At 37.4% G+C, this 15,025-nt stretch carries 12 protein-coding genes and 1 pseudogene; 3 read left to right on the forward strand and 10 right to left on the reverse strand.

The features are described from left to right. Nucleotides 1–4: 4 nt before the first annotated feature. Genes DXD11_RS11565 through DXD11_RS11575 form a run of 3 tightly spaced genes read right to left on the reverse strand, consistent with a single transcriptional unit; the run spans nt 5 to nt 3,745 of the window. Nucleotides 5–1,510, reverse strand: a complete 1,506-nt coding sequence (locus tag DXD11_RS11565; RefSeq protein ID WP_118758430.1) for a C69 family dipeptidase — start codon at nt 1,508–1,510, stop codon at nt 5–7. 3 nt (nt 1,511–1,513) lie between these two features. Beyond that, nucleotides 1,514–2,086, reverse strand: a complete 573-nt coding sequence (locus DXD11_RS11570; protein WP_118758431.1) for a VanZ family protein — start codon at nt 2,084–2,086, stop codon at nt 1,514–1,516. Nucleotides 2,087–2,110: 24 nt separating this feature from the next. Then, a complete protein-coding gene (locus DXD11_RS11575; RefSeq protein WP_118758432.1) occupies nt 2,111–3,745 on the reverse strand; it encodes a hypothetical protein in 1,635 nt (544 codons plus the stop codon). A gap of 195 nt (nt 3,746–3,940) precedes the next feature. On the opposite strand from DXD11_RS11575, the gene DXD11_RS11580 reads away from it, so the two are divergent. Further along, nucleotides 3,941–5,044, forward strand: a complete 1,104-nt coding sequence (locus tag DXD11_RS11580; protein WP_118016818.1) for an endonuclease/exonuclease/phosphatase family protein — start codon at nt 3,941–3,943, stop codon at nt 5,042–5,044. 209 nt (nt 5,045–5,253) lie between these two features. After that, complete coding sequence (locus tag DXD11_RS11585) at nt 5,254–6,735, forward strand: nucleotide sugar dehydrogenase (RefSeq protein ID WP_022215939.1); 1,482 nt, start codon at nt 5,254–5,256, stop codon at nt 6,733–6,735. A gap of 99 nt (nt 6,736–6,834) precedes the next feature. Here the strand turns inward: DXD11_RS11585 and DXD11_RS11590 are convergent, their stop codons facing one another. Beyond that, nucleotides 6,835–7,755 (reverse strand): hypothetical protein, encoded by a 921-nt coding sequence (locus DXD11_RS11590; protein ID WP_055223542.1) that lies wholly within the window; start codon nt 7,753–7,755, stop codon nt 6,835–6,837. A 286-nt stretch (nt 7,756–8,041) separates the two neighbouring features. On the opposite strand from DXD11_RS11590, the gene DXD11_RS11595 reads away from it, so the two are divergent. Further along, nucleotides 8,042–8,467 carry a hypothetical protein gene (locus DXD11_RS11595; protein WP_022215937.1) on the forward strand — a complete coding sequence of 142 codons (426 nt, stop codon included), beginning with the start codon at nt 8,042–8,044 and terminating at the stop codon, nt 8,465–8,467. 99 nt (nt 8,468–8,566) lie between these two features. Here DXD11_RS11595 and DXD11_RS11600 read toward each other — a convergent pair whose 3' ends face one another. The 6 genes and pseudogenes from DXD11_RS11600 to DXD11_RS11625 form a co-directional block, all read right to left on the reverse strand. Next, nucleotides 8,567–10,990 carry an SIR2 family protein gene (locus DXD11_RS11600; protein ID WP_118758433.1) on the reverse strand — a complete coding sequence of 808 codons (2,424 nt, stop codon included), beginning with the start codon at nt 10,988–10,990 and terminating at the stop codon, nt 8,567–8,569. A gap of 262 nt (nt 10,991–11,252) precedes the next feature. Continuing rightward, on the reverse strand, nt 11,253–11,663 hold the full coding sequence (locus DXD11_RS11605; protein ID WP_147360983.1) for a hypothetical protein: 411 nt from the start codon (nt 11,661–11,663) through the stop codon (nt 11,253–11,255). 172 nt (nt 11,664–11,835) lie between these two features. Continuing rightward, complete coding sequence (locus tag DXD11_RS11610) at nt 11,836–12,207, reverse strand: hypothetical protein (protein ID WP_118758435.1); 372 nt, start codon at nt 12,205–12,207, stop codon at nt 11,836–11,838. Between the two features lie 502 nt (nt 12,208–12,709). After that, nucleotides 12,710–13,054: pseudogene (tnpA, locus tag DXD11_RS11615) on the reverse strand (IS200/IS605 family transposase); the annotation flags it as partial. Nucleotides 13,055–13,216: 162 nt separating this feature from the next. Continuing rightward, complete coding sequence (locus DXD11_RS11620) at nt 13,217–14,095, reverse strand: Abi family protein (protein ID WP_199688741.1); 879 nt, start codon at nt 14,093–14,095, stop codon at nt 13,217–13,219. Between the two features lie 460 nt (nt 14,096–14,555). Then, nucleotides 14,556–14,858 carry a metallophosphoesterase gene (locus DXD11_RS11625; protein WP_118758437.1) on the reverse strand — a complete coding sequence of 101 codons (303 nt, stop codon included), beginning with the start codon at nt 14,856–14,858 and terminating at the stop codon, nt 14,556–14,558. Nucleotides 14,859–15,025: the final 167 nt, after the last annotated feature.

The raw sequence follows: 15,025 nt of genomic DNA on the forward strand, positions 1-15,025 counted from the left end.
TCAGTTACGCATCCGATCTGGAGTATGAATTTTTCATCTGATTGCTCAGCTCATAAAGCACCTTCCCAAGAGTGTCGCTTGCCGCCTGCCTTACCATGTCCGCCATCTCCTGATTGGCCTGCTGTCTGAGTTTCTGCCCCAACTTACTGACAGCATCCGTCTGCACATCCCGATCAGCTCCGAGAAGATCATCATACCTGTATATGATCTCATGAGCCTTAGACATGACCTTCTCGTCATATCTCTCAATATGGAACACCGACTTCGCATAAGATGCGTCCGCCATCGCCGCGATCATACGGCTGGTCCAGTAGAAGTTGTCCGTGGAAATATCCGCCCCTGTATTTGCTAGATACTCAGGAGTCGTGTCTACATTTGCATAGAAAGGAACCATGACATTGAATGCATTCGATGCAAATGCTATCCACTGTACAGCGCAGATCTCCTCTCCAACATATGGTCTCATCTGGATCGCCGACATGAAATCCGTCCTGTTCACACCTATCGATCTATATGCCCCGCGCATCTTATTGTCGCCGTAATTGCCGTACGGATCATACGGAGTTCCCTGATAATGCGAAGAAAGCACATACTTCACATCCTCCATGGTTATCTTCTTCTCTGGTATCATGCACCATGGAATGTCATCCGAAACCGGCGTAAAGTCCGCATCCGGTCCGTCCCAGACTGCCGAATTCGGGTTGAGCGTCCGCTCCATGAACCATGCCCTCGGGGTGTTGTACACGTGATCCGCATCGTCGTGACTGCCGAATATATCCCGTGGACAGATCGTGTCCTCCATATTCTCCACGTTCAGATGATACTTCTCTATAAATGCTGGAAGATCTGCCGAGCACATGAACTCGCTCTGCGCTCCCATTGCATCTGCCATATCAAATTCGTCCATACCAAACTGGTTTGGCATGACAACATACACATCATCAGGAACTTTTCTCGCAATCCAATGATGTCCTCCGATGGTCTCAAGCCACCAGATCTCGTCTACATCCTGAAATGCAATTCCGTTCATCTCATAGGTTCCATATCGTTCAAGCAGGCTGCCAAGTCTCTTAACACCCTCCCTTGCACTCTTTATATATGGAAGTGTGATGCTGACTATATCCTCCTCGCCTATACCTCCAGCCTTCTCAGGCTTATCTCCTTCCGCAGGCTCATAGCACACCAGTGGATCCGCGCCGAGCACTCTTGGATTTGAGGTTATGGTCTCCGTCGCCGTCATAGCCACATTTGCAGAATTCACTCCGCTTGCCGCCCAGATTCCTTCGCCCGCCAGCGCATTTGGAACACAGGTGTAACGCATCGGATCATCCGGAAGTTCAATCTCCACATGGGATATCTCCGACTTGTATATTCTTGGCTGTTCCTCCGGCTTCACAACCACATATTTCTTCGGCGTGTACGAACCGGCACCCGAATCGTCATTTCTCGCTATTATTGTTGAACCGTCATAAGACGCATTTTTTCCTACCAATATTGTTGTACATGGCATGATCTATTCCTCCATTTTTTTTATATTTTTCATCTTTTTTATAATTAAAAATATAATATATCCCGCAAGGCTTCCGAGGGTATTCATAACTACATCATCGAGCTGGCAGTAACCGCGCTCCGTTATAAGCTGAACCGTCTCTATGCAGACACTGCACAGAAATCCAAACAGTACAGTGCATTTGGACAACCTGTCTACCGCCCTGCCATCGCCATTCTTACTTCCAGCCACCGCCAGCGGGAAAAGCACGCCAAACGGCACAAAGAGCAATATATTTTCTATGACAAATGCGTGCTCCTGGGGCGTCACTCCCCACGTCTGAAACAACATCATGTCAATGCCTTGCCTTGAGCCCGGCTCTCTGGACATGAACACAGTAACTGCCATCACCGCCAGATACACCACCAGCAGAAACCACACTATTGACTTCTTCACACGTCCGCCGGCACTGACCTTTTTTCCTGCAGGACTCACTGTATACACGAGATAAACCACGACTGCTATGCATCCGCACAAAATGCCTATCGGAAGGTAGCCCGCGACCTCCATTATATCTTTTATAATAAGTTCAAACATAAATTCCCCTCAGTAATTTTATATTTATTCTATTGAAACCAAATACGATTTCTCGACAGTGTACTTTTCCAACTTCATTGGTTTTCCACCATTTATCCATTCCATATAATTCTTTGCATATGCATAATATGTATATTTCCCTAACTCGAATATAGCCGGCATACACTTTTCACATGGAGCCCATCTTGAATATATCGTTATACCATTAAAATCCGATAAATATGACATGATCTTTCTTTCGCAGCATCCATATGTAAGTCCAATCTTTCTCAAATAATCATCTTTCCTTTTATCGATTCTTCTCGTCTTCAGATCGTCCCCCAGCTTCTCTTTTTTACTCACATACTTTATCTTGCTGTTACTATCAGGCTCTATTACCTCTGTATAACGCATAGTTTTCTTCCTAATAGGACAGTATCTGATGCCATGATTTTTTGTATAAATATTGGTAACATGATGCAATCCAAACGTGTTATCAAATATGTATTTTACCAGCATCTCCATCTGCAATCTTTTGTTTCTATCCCACGAATCTGTCCCACTCAATGCCCAATACTTTTCTCCATTTGGCAATACAAATATTGTATAACAGCCTTGTTTTTTACCCGAATATTTATTAACCAGATTAAAATCCTTTTTTAATTTCAACGCTGACTTTATTTTTGCAATCTCTTCCGTAAACTGTTTTGTCATACTTTCAAAATTGTTTGATCCCGTTGACACTAATTCATCATTTGTATTTATTTGAGACAGAGAAATAAAAAAATGTCTATATATTTCTGTTAATTTATCTTTCCAAATACAAGCTTCAAAAATAGCACTGTCATCTTTTGGCATATCATGTGTTTCGATGTTAAACGCATGGGCTATATTAGAAATAAACCTAATATATCTCTTTTTTAACGTCACTTTCTCTCCGCTACTTTTCAAAATTTCTTTTTTTATAATATTAAGCGTCTTTGTATAGTAGCCTATTTTCTCTTCCTGTCCAATATCTGAGACCATACTTTTCATTATGGAATCCGCTCTTTCCAGTACAAACTCTAAATTTTCATTCCAGCTCGTAGCAGTAAATTTATTATAACTTGTTAGGAACTTCTCGTGTATATCATCTATTTCTCCTATATCATGCACCTTACATTTGCTCGCCCTATCTATCAATCTGTATATATCTGTCAATATAGTTTTTTTATTTTCACTAAAATCTACGTAGTCTTCATGCACATATCTCTCTGTATAAATCATAATAGAGATTGCGATACGCCTGTAATCATATTTTATCCTGCTGGCAAATGTCTGCAGTGCTTCCATATTTAGTGCCTCAACGCTATCACTATTATCCTGCATGACCGTATCATTAATAAGTGTCACATCTGCCAGATAATCCCACATATTATTTTCACTTAAATTGTACTCATCATTTATCCAGACACCTTCATCCTCCACTGATTCCAAATTTAAGTCAAGCGCTTCTAATGATTTCGATTTCGCATACTCTTCAAAACTACCATATTTACTTGCCACTATATCCAATTCTTCACTTACCAATTTACTTTTAACAATTTTCTGTAAGACATCAGGTTTATATGGCACGAAATATTCTGCTATCGGATAATCTGAATTTCGCAACCTATGTGTTATTCTAATAGATTTCTTCATATGTATCACCCACTCCCAAAACAATTCTCCCGCCCCTGCGGTAATTACGTTACGTTCCACTAATTATTATATCACAGTTGCAACTGACAGTCATTTTACACATTGTTTACACCCACCGCGTCTGATATACTTTACATGTCAGTCCAACTAACCATTTGGACGGGCTGAACAAATATAGAACAGGAAATATCCAACATGATAATAGCAAAAAAGATTCTAAAAATAACTTGTATCGTCCTCGGCGTAATCCTTGCGGCCGCCATAATATTTGTAGGAGTTCTCACTATAACAGAATACAAGCCAGACGATTCCGAATCCCTTGAGGTCACATCCGGAAGCACATTTGGCAAAAATGCAACCGACTCAGCCAAGCTTTCACCATCTGTCGGCGACTCCATATCCATCGTGACATGGAATCTCGGCTACGGATCCCTCGGTGCAAATGCTGACTTTTTCATGGACGGAGGAGACAGTGTGTACACTTCCACCGCAAAGCAGGTAAATGACAATATGGAGGCCATCACATCAGAGCTGAATTCACTTGCCGCTGACATCTTTCTTCTCCAGGAGGTCGATGAACGATCATCCAGAAGCCACAAGATAAACGAAGCCGATATTTTGAGGGAAAAGCTGCCGTCATACACAAGCTCATACGCCTACAACTACAAAACACTCATGGTTCCATATCCACTTCCACCGATCGGCAGAGTGACATCGGGGATAATGACTCTCAGCACATTTGAAGTATCGGATGCAGAAAGAATACAACTTCCATGTCCATTTACCTATCCGATCAGACTGTGCAACCTGAAAAGATGCCTGATCGTGTCCAGAATACCGATCGCCGGAAGTGAACACGAACTCGTCATAGTAAATCTACACCTGGAGGCTTATGACTCAGGCGAGGGCAAAGCCGCCCAGACCAGGATGCTCGCCGACATTCTCCAAAATGAGGCGGCAGCAGGGAACTACGTTATCGCAGGAGGCGACTTCAACCAGACATTTTCAAATGTGAATCTGTCCGCATACCCTCAGCAATCCGCTGACCTGTGGGCACCAGGGAGTATAGATGTATCTGAATTTGGAGATTCCTTCACCTGCATCACCGATTCCTCAGCTCCGACATGCCGATCCCTGGACAAACCATACGAAGGAAGCGACCACGAGAGTTTCCAATATTATGTCATCGACGGATTCATAGTATCGAGCAATTTGCAGATCAACTCCACAGAGACCATAGATCTGGATTTTAAAAACAGCGATCACAATCCGATAAGACTCGATGTTGCGTTGAAATAAACTATATTTTCAGTTGTTTTATGCATGTTATTTTAATTAACATTAATTGTGTATGGCTTTATGTTTAAAATACATTTTTCTCTTGATTTATGCCGTTTTTACATGTATTATGGCATTGTAAATGTTATAAATATTAACATTTGTTGCTAGTTTTGAATAATACTTCTAAGAATAATAGAGAATACTCATCAGAGAAAGGAATTTTGATCATGAAGAAATTATCACAGTCACGTCTCGCTGACACTGTCATGAACGGAAGAAAAGAAAAGGGTATGACCCAGGCTCAGCTCGCCGATGCAACCGGTATCAACAGAGCACTCATTTCCAGAATAGAGCAGAAGGATTTTGTTCCTTCTATAGAGCAGCTCGAAAGTTTGTCAGAGGTTTTGAACTTCGACCTCACAGAAATGTTCATCAATGCTGGCGCACACAAGCTCGAGTCTCCATCCCCACTGAACATTGCAGTGGCAGGAACCGGTTACGTTGGTCTGTCCATTGCGACCCTGCTGGCACAGCACAACCATGTAACGGCAGTTGACATCATCCCTGAAAAGGTTGATCTCATCAACAACAAGAAATCCCCTATACAGGACGACTATATTGAGAAATATCTCGCCGAGAAGGAGCTTGATCTCACAGCAACTCTCGATGGCAAATCAGCATACAAGGATGCAGATTTCGTAATCATAGCTGCTCCGACAAACTACGACAGCAACAAGAACTATTTCGACACATCAGCCGTTGAGGCCGTTATCGAGCTCGTCCTCAAGGTCAACCCGGATGCCATCATGGTCATCAAATCAACTATACCAGTTGGATATACCGAGTCCGTAAGGAAGAAATACAACACGTCAAATATCATTTTCAGCCCAGAGTTTCTTCGTGAATCAAAGGCACTGTACGACAACCTCTATCCATCAAGGATAATTGTCAGCACAGACAAGAATGACGAGAAGATAGTTAAGGCATCCCATACATTTGCCGCACTGCTTCAGGAGGGTGCCCTCAAGGAAGATATAGACACTCTGTTCATGGGCTTCACCGAAGCTGAGGCTGTAAAGTTATTTGCAAATACCTATCTCGCACTCCGCGTGTCCTACTTCAACGAGCTTGACACATACGCAGAGATGAAGGGACTTAACACACAGGACATCATAAACGGCGTATGTCTCGACCCAAGAATCGGAACACACTACAACAACCCATCATTTGGATACGGCGGATACTGTCTGCCAAAGGATACAAAGCAGCTCCTTGCCAACTACAACGACGTGCCCCAGAATATGATGAGCGCCATCGTTGAGAGCAACAGAACGAGAAAGGACTTCATCGCAGACCGCGTTCTCTCCATCGCAGGCTACTACGACTACAACAATAACGGGGATTACTCAGCAGCCCAGGAGAAGGAATGTGTCATAGGTGTATACAGACTGACGATGAAGAGCAACTCCGACAACTTCCGCCAGAGCAGTATACAGGGTGTCATGAAGCGTATCAAAGCCAAGGGCGCAACCGTCGTTGTATACGAGCCAACCCTTGAAGACGGAACCACATTCTTCGGAAGCAAAGTTGTAAATGACCTAGACAAATTCAAATCCATGTCCGACGCTGTCATCGCCAACAGGTACAATTCATGCCTCGACGACATCAAAGACAAGGTATACACAAGAGATCTGTTCCAGAGAGACTAATCTTTAAGAAGACCTTTAAGAACATTTTTATAACATAAAAAATAACCGAATGATACGAATTAAAACTTGTATCATTCGGTTATTTTTTGTCAATATTTCTTATGAATTAGCCTGAGCCTTGAGCTCCTCAAGCATCTGAGGAAGTCTTGTATCCATCTCGTCATCCTTGAACTGACACGTACCAACCTTCCTGTGTCCACCGCCACCATACTTGAGCATAAGGCTTCCAACATCCATGGTCGCTGTGCGGTTCAGGATACTGTATCCAACTGCTGCCGAACATCCCTGTCCACCACGTCCGCTTACTATCCACGCTGACACATTCTGTTCAGGATACATACTGTATATCATGAAACGATTGCCGGTGTATATCGGATCCACTCCGCGAAGATCGCTTATGATAAGATTACCGTCCACTATGGTATGTGCCTTGACCATCTCCTTGAACTTCTCTGTCTGCTCATTATACAGAACTATTCTCTCCTGTATATCCGGCATGGCAAGTATCTCATCAGTGGTCATGGTACGACATGCATCTATAAGCTTCTCCATAAGCTGGTAGTTTGATATGGTGAAATTCCTGAATCTTCCAAGTCCGGTTCTAGGATCCATCAGGAATCCAATAAGTATCCATCCCTTTGGATTCTGTACCTCATCGATGGTAAGATTACCTGAATCAACCTTATCAACAGCCTCCATCATATCGTCAAACTGCGGAAATCTCTCTCTGCCTCCATAATACTCATAGATTATTCTAGCGCACGATGGAGTTATACGACTCTCCCCCTTGTATTTACCCTCAAGCGCCAGTCTCTCATGCTCACTTGAATGATGATCGAACCAAAGTCCACAGCCCTCAACAAATGGCACATTTGCAAGGCAGTCATCCTCCGTAACCTCGATCAATCCGTCCTGAAGATCCTTCGGATGCGCAAACTTCCAATGATCAATAATTCCCGCTTCCTTCAGCAGTGCGCCACACGCAAGTCCATCAAAATCCGATCTTGTAACCAACCTCATAGTAAATCCTCCCTGGTATTGAACTTCAGCCCTGTAAAACCGGGCTGAATAGTTCATTTTCCGTAACAAATATATCTTAATTATATAGAAGCGGGTGGGGTATTTCAAGGTTGGATTTTCCATAAATGTCTCATTGATTAAATATTCCTATCTATATTTTTTTGTAACACACTTTTATTCACGCTCCAAAACTCTAAAGCTCTAGCACTCCACACATTTACTCATTATTGACTTCTTTATACATATGTAATATTATAATCAAAAACACTAAAGAGAGGTTACTATCATGGCAGATATAAACTGGGAACCATTTATTTCTACTCGTGCCCACAAAGCATCACAGGCACTTCCACAAATAACGATCTCAAAAGACAATGGTCGTATTTCTTTAAATGCGACTGCCTGCGAGTTAATCCCTGGATTTTATTCATTAAAATACGCGGAGGTATATTGCGGATCTATCGAAGGAAAACTTAAGAAAATACGACTACAATTCACAAATGATAAAACATTTAAGAGTATCCCTATCTCTCGAAAGAAATACAAGGGAACATTTACAAACGGAGCCGTCATACACTCTAAATCATTAGTTAATGACATTTTTAGTACTTATCCAGATTTAGAGCGCACTAGCCATTTTAGTGTGGAACCTCTAACTATAAATGACAATATCGGACTTTCTTTTGACTTTGTTGAATCTCTTATAAAATAATTGACGTTATATCACAAGATCCCCCTTTCTTGTTGCTAAGAAAAGGGGGATCTTATATAATTCTTCCTAACCATTACCTGAGCAGGCAAACCCAATTAACTAATTTTCATTGTTTTGGGCCTTAAACATAAACGTCACAAATTCGTCTACATTCTTCCTTTCAATTGCTGTCAAATTGTAAATATCTAAATTATTAGTTACAACATACTTATAGAATTCTATAACATCATTAACTTTTTTATTATTTCTTTTTAACAGCCCGTAAAAATAATCTTCATTCGTTTTATTTTTTATTCCTTCAGAAATATACTTAATTCCTTCCTTAAATCTATCAAAGTCCTTATACTCCATGATATTGTTAATTTTGGCATAAATCAGAGCTATTGTAAAATCTATATGTGCCAATGCTATTTTTACTTTCTCATTCTCTCTATTCCCCTGTATTTCCAAGTTGTGCTTTGCTAGTTTTACGTATCTCAATGCCTCATTAATCTCATTCTTTTTATCATTACTATAATCACAATGCCACAAATAACATTTAGCTTTTTGGTGAAAAAACTGCGGTTCCGAATACAATAAATCATCTAAATCATCATACAAATTCTTTATAAGTGTTAAATTTCCACTTTGTGGTCTAAAAAATATTTCATTAATTACATCATACTTTATATAGTCTTCTAAGTCTTTGTAATTCGATCCATGATTAATCAGTAGTTTTTCTATTATTTTATGATATGCTTCTATTATAAGTTTATGTTTCTTTGGATCAGTGGCATATCCCCCTAATTTTCTTAATATCCAATATTTCGAATTTGCATATACTTTATACGATGATGAATTCAAAGTGTCCCTTTCAATCGAACTCGTATAATCCTCGTCTATAATTGGTGATAATTTGCTCAACAAATCATATATATCTCTTTCGATATTAAAGTCTACAAATTCCTGAGAAGATATCTTCTCATTTATTGCCAACAATATCAATATCATCATTTCGTATATATTCTTTACTTCAAAAGCATCTCGGTATTTATTATATTGTATTGTACTATCTCTTGTTGCCATTAGAATATTATCTAAAATTGTTTTTCTACTATGAAAGATTGGAATAGAAATTCTTCCTAAATTCTTATTAAGATTTTCTAATTCGCAATCATCAAGAATATTCTCTAATTCGTAATAGGCAACTTTATTCCCCATTGATAATTTTTTTATTGACGCTATTATATCTTTATCCGAACGATTAACGGCAATAACAATGTTTATATTTCTATCATATAGTAACTGGGCATTATCTTTAATTTGGAATATAATGTCCTTGGGTAAAGTCGAAGTATCAAAACAAATTACACTATTATTTTTTTTCATTAACTCTTCTAGCGATTGTCTAGAAATTGTGTATCTACTGTCAAATATATATACATTTCTATCTCTTATTATTTTAGGAATTGAGGCCAGAGCATATGATTTTCCTGACACTCGCCCACCACATAAAAATTGCACGCTATATTTATCCATTTCAGGAAGTAATGAATTTAATATTACTGATCTTTGTACAAAAAATCCAGGAAAGTGTATACGCTGGTTCTGTTTATCAAATAATTTTTTTCCAAAATAGAAGTAGTCCTTATTAAGGCTAATATCCATTTCTCCAATTTCTATTTTAGGATTTTTAAAATCATCCAATTCGTCTTTTTGCATTTCTAAAGATTTTATATATATATCATACATTTTTTTATAAAAATCTTCATACGATGTTACAAGAACAATATGAGTTATACCATATGTTTCCAAATCTATTTCCCTAAATCTATCCGGCTTTGTGGAAGTAATATAATATCTAGAAGCTTTAAACATCTCTGTATCCGGTATGTTCATTGATAATAGATCAAGCTCTTCTGATAAACTGCATCCTACAAAAATCAAATTATTAAATGTGAAATCATGTTTCATTTTATTTAAGATAAATTTATTATCATCTATGCTCCTCGCATATTCTTTACTATCAAAAATGTAACATTCGCTATTTTTGTATTTGCAATAATCAACCACATCCCCATGTACTTTAAACAAGCCACTACCAAGTGTCTCTATCGTTTTTTCATCTCCGGGCTTGTTTGGCAATATTACATTCTTATATATACTATTGTCTTCTATTGCTGTATCAATATTAAAAGTATATACATATTCCCAATTAATATCTAAAAATCTTTTTTTCTCTTTTTCCAAGGATACACCAGTAAGTTTATCCATTAAATATTTTACTCTTACATCTCTAGGAACCATTTCCTTATAATACTTTGAGACTTGTTTTAAATCTCTATCTTTAATATTTTCAATATCAACAGCTTGCTCCTTTATTTGACTTAAGAAATCTTCTTTTAATTTTTTACCATCTGGAACTATTCCTCCCCTGCTTTTGCAGTTAGCAGAAAATCCAGCCCCCAATACAGGATATAAATTTCCTGCTCTTAATTGTCCTTCCATCTGTTCTGATATTTGTTCTAACCTACAATATTCCATCCATTCATACCTCCCCAATATTTCTCAATATGTTATGTATAACTAATATATATGCTTTATTATAGCATATTTACGCAACCATTAAATACTTTTATATAATTTTATCATCATTTTCGTTATCTATTCTTTTTTATTCTCAAACAATTTTACTCATAGAAAACAAAAAGGAACTCCAAACAGGAGTTCCTTTTCATATTCAATAGCTCATCCCCATAATATATAACTTCTAACATTCCCAGTAGAGATAAACCAAATGATCTTCCTACCAATCCATATTACTTTGATTATCTATATCATACCACAATTTTTCAATACGCATCTCCGCCTCATTCCTATCCTTTACACTGTCCATGTATATTTTTGTGTCCACCGGAATAGGCAGTCCACTACTTATAAACATCATTAGGATTTCATAATTTTCTCTTAAAATCGTCCAAAACTCAGTAAACACTTTTTTTACATTAACGTAAGTTTCAAACGATACTTTATCATCTTCATTATCAATAAAACCTTTCAGATATTTCTTTCCAATATACATGGGATAACTTCCAAAATCAGGAATATTGACATAAGCCATCATTTCTCTGGAAAACGCACCATGTGCATTGTGATTTCTATAAACTTCTTTTATTCTTTTCATTTCTTTATACAATCCATGCTTATTATCTGCCAATGCATTCAGTTAATGAATAATATATATTGTTTGTTATACTCATAACTACCCACCAAGCTTTTTGCACAGCACTGACCTAAATAAAAAGAAAAAGCCTGAAGTTACTTATAATTTTCAGGCTTAATCAGATCAATATCATATTTTATTTGCTCGCTATATTGATATTCTGATCTCATTTATTATCTTTTGACTCTACTTTGTCAATCTCACCAGGACTTCTTTTATTCTTTCTATTCGCCACAGTCTTTTTCACAGCGTCGGCCTGTGTGTATTGTAGCATTGCTTTCATTCCTTCATCAACGCCACCTCCGCCAGTTGCTTTTGAACCACCACCTATATTTGACATTTGAGCCATTTTTTTCGCCCCACCATGCAAATTTTCCATCGGAGTTCCTGTACTAGCTGTGGTTTTACTTAGTCCATCCTCTATTTGTTTTCCTCTTTGGCTAAGGATGTTATCTGCTACCATTTCCAGAGAAGTCTCATTTCTTGACATTACTTGTGTATTTTTATTTTTTTCTTTAAACAAGGATAAAAATTTCATGGCCTCTCCCTATCTGTCCACTAAGTTCTCCAGCATAAAAACAATTCTCAACAAGATTTATCTTTTATTTTTTCTCGCTTAAATCACATATACAACACTATTCCATAACATCTCACTAATGCAAATATTGTATATTTAATTATTGTGCTTTTATAGTATAATACTTTAGTATTGTTTTAGCAATGCTAGTAATCTCTATATGTATGCTGTCTCGGTCTAATCTCATCTTTGAATAGTTGCATTCCATGTTGCAAGTTACTTTTCCCAAACTACTAGTCATATTTCCATAATATACTTTCCGAATATTTAGATTTCCCGTTCTTATTTTTCAACTGATTTAGGTAATTATCGCAAAATTTGGGTAAGATGGGTAGATACTGGCTATGGATCATTTACTAGTTAGCAACCACCACTTCAAGTGGTGGTTTATTATCAGCCCTCCAAAGGGCTATTGTTACTGCTCGCCCCAAAGGGCGGTATCGCAAGCACCTTCACTGGTCCGCTACAAAGCGGTACTTCTTGAATCTTCTTTTCTTGATTCTTCTGCCTGCTCTTTTATATATTTTTGAACTGCTTCATCAGTGATATTACCAATTGTTTCCACGTAATATCCTCTTGCCCAAAACGCTTTATCCCATTTACTTTGTAATTCGGGATGCCTGTCATAAATCATCAATGTACTCTTTCCTTTTAAGTACCCCATAAAGTTTGAAATACTTATTTTTGGCGGAATCGCCACACTGAGATGTACATGATCTATACAAACTGCTCCAGCTATTATTTCAACATTTTTGTATTGACATAAAGTATTGATTATTTCTCTTACATCTGTCCTAATTCTGCCATAGTTAAATCCAACCTCTATAACATCATGGATTACTTATCAAGTAACTTTCTTTCAATTTCTTTCTTCTAACACAAAAATGGACTGTGAAAAACCTCAATCGAGTTTTTTCACAGCCATTTTTATGCTCCTCAATATTATTTATCTGTCTCTGCAAATTCCAACTTAACCTATCTCCAATAATTCCTTCCAATTATCAGTAAATCCCATTGTCCTTACATCTACTTTTTCATACTTCTCTATTAATGCTTCTATTTGGTCTACATATAAATTCCAGTGTTTATCATGCAGCAGAATGTGTCTCATACATAATAATACACCAAACATTCTATTATTTCCTATTCCCTGTTGGGAATATTCCTTATACAAGATAGGTGTCTTTGATAGTTTTGCATTATACAACCGCCCATAATGTGCACAGATATTACGTACATAAGAAATACTCTCCAGCCAGCTCTCTAGATATGTATATCCAATTCCAAAGCTTTTAGCTACCGCTTTTTTATCTGTATTTTTCATATTTTTATAAAACTTTGAAAGAGTTCCAAAACTGAATACCTCTACCAGAGCGTATATCGGCAAATCTCCCCCCTCGTAATTAGTTCTGAAATTTTTCACAAAAGGTGCTTTAGAATTCCGGCCAACTTCCTCTTCTATATCCTCTAAAAAAGATCTGTGATATTCTTCATCAACAAAATTTTCAGGATTCATATAACCAAGGACTCCATATGTTTCCGCAAAATAATTTGCAATTCTACATCTAACATTTACTTCTATCTTCTCTATCTCAGCAAATGTTATTTGTCTGAAATTAGCATTAAACAGGTATAACTCTACAATCTGCTCAAACGTTACTCCTTCATCATAGTCCCCATTTTTTGCTTTAAAACCCAAACTATATGCCTTAATCAGCCTGAAGTATGATATATCATTCAATATGTGCCTTGCATAATCTTCATCGCTGATAACTAATCCCAGTGTCTTTAAATTCTCCACCTGTTCATCAATTGACATTGATGGTTGATGTCGTTTCAGTTCTCCCATATATTTTCTCCTTAAAATTAAAAGACCCAACGTGGTCCGCATCGTTGAGAGGCGTGTTGGGTTCTGTTGATATTAGTATATGCGATTTTCATAAAAAAAACAACGTTTTTTTCAAGTATGTGCATTACCTCGCTCTACTTTTCATCAACTCGAAATCATTATATGATGATTGGAATTTTAATGGGAAATGTCTGCTATTAAGTGTTCTCTTTCACATACCAATCCTGACTTTCCTGCTTTAACAACCATAAATATTCTGATAATGGTTCTTGATTTAATATGGGAACTGAGAATCTATCACTCTTCCCAACTACAGTTATTAACTGTTCTTGCAATCAATTCCATCTATAAACATTGCATATTTATCTAATTTTGAATATGCTATAGATAATATGCCCCAATTTTTGCCTATTTTATTCACCTTTTCTACATATATTAAACCTTATTGCTCCCTCTTTTTTTACAAATTAATAACTTTATTTTTTTCAGGACAATTTCTATCTACATCATGATTTCCTGGCACTATAAATAAACGTTTCTCTGGCAAGCCAATCGCATTACATATATTTTCTATTTCTTTTCCAGCATTTGAAGGGAAATCTCCACTTGGCGCATGTCGAATGTCCCCCGTAAAAAAAGCATAATCAATTTTTCCAACTACAGTGTCCAAATACCACAAAAGATTTTTGCGTAATCTTTTGATTTCTGTTCCAGTTAAATTAAGATGTAAATCTGAAAAATGAATCCATCTAATTCTTGACATTCTTTGCTACCTTCTCCGCATATAATTCTATTATCTGAAAATGTATTATCCTCCCAATGTATTTATATGTGAGTTATAATATATTATTATTCTGAATCTTAAGTTGCAACAATATGTATATTATAATATATAGCTATATCAAAGTCTATACAATATAGAAAAACTCA

Source organism: Coprococcus sp. TF11-13, from assembly GCF_003481085.1.
Classification (GTDB): Bacteria; Bacillota; Clostridia; order Lachnospirales; family Lachnospiraceae; genus Coprococcus; species Coprococcus aceti.

Bases quoted from the DNA above. Each gene is read 5' to 3' on its own strand.
- DXD11_RS11570 (WP_118758431.1), bottom strand. From the start codon at position 2,086: ATGTTTGAACTTATTATAAAAGATATAATGGAGGTCGCGGGCTACCTT.
- DXD11_RS11600 (WP_118758433.1), bottom strand. From the start codon at position 10,990: ATGGAATATTGTAGGTTAGAACAAATATCAGAACAGATGGAAGGACAA.
- DXD11_RS11610 (WP_118758435.1), bottom strand. From the start codon at position 12,207: ATGAAATTTTTATCCTTGTTTAAAGAAAAAAATAAAAATACACAAGTA.
- DXD11_RS11590 (WP_055223542.1), bottom strand. From the start codon at position 7,755: ATGAGGTTGGTTACAAGATCGGATTTTGATGGACTTGCGTGTGGCGCA.
- DXD11_RS11625 (WP_118758437.1), bottom strand. From the start codon at position 14,858: ATGTCAAGAATTAGATGGATTCATTTTTCAGATTTACATCTTAATTTA.
- DXD11_RS11565 (WP_118758430.1), bottom strand. From the start codon at position 1,510: ATGCCATGTACAACAATATTGGTAGGAAAAAATGCGTCTTATGACGGT.
- DXD11_RS11575 (WP_118758432.1), bottom strand. From the start codon at position 3,745: ATGAAGAAATCTATTAGAATAACACATAGGTTGCGAAATTCAGATTAT.
- DXD11_RS11585 (WP_022215939.1), top strand. From the start codon at position 5,254: ATGAAGAAATTATCACAGTCACGTCTCGCTGACACTGTCATGAACGGA.
- DXD11_RS11580 (WP_118016818.1), top strand. From the start codon at position 3,941: ATGATAATAGCAAAAAAGATTCTAAAAATAACTTGTATCGTCCTCGGC.
- DXD11_RS11595 (WP_022215937.1), top strand. From the start codon at position 8,042: ATGGCAGATATAAACTGGGAACCATTTATTTCTACTCGTGCCCACAAA.
- DXD11_RS11620 (WP_199688741.1), bottom strand. From the start codon at position 14,095: ATGGGAGAACTGAAACGACATCAACCATCAATGTCAATTGATGAACAG.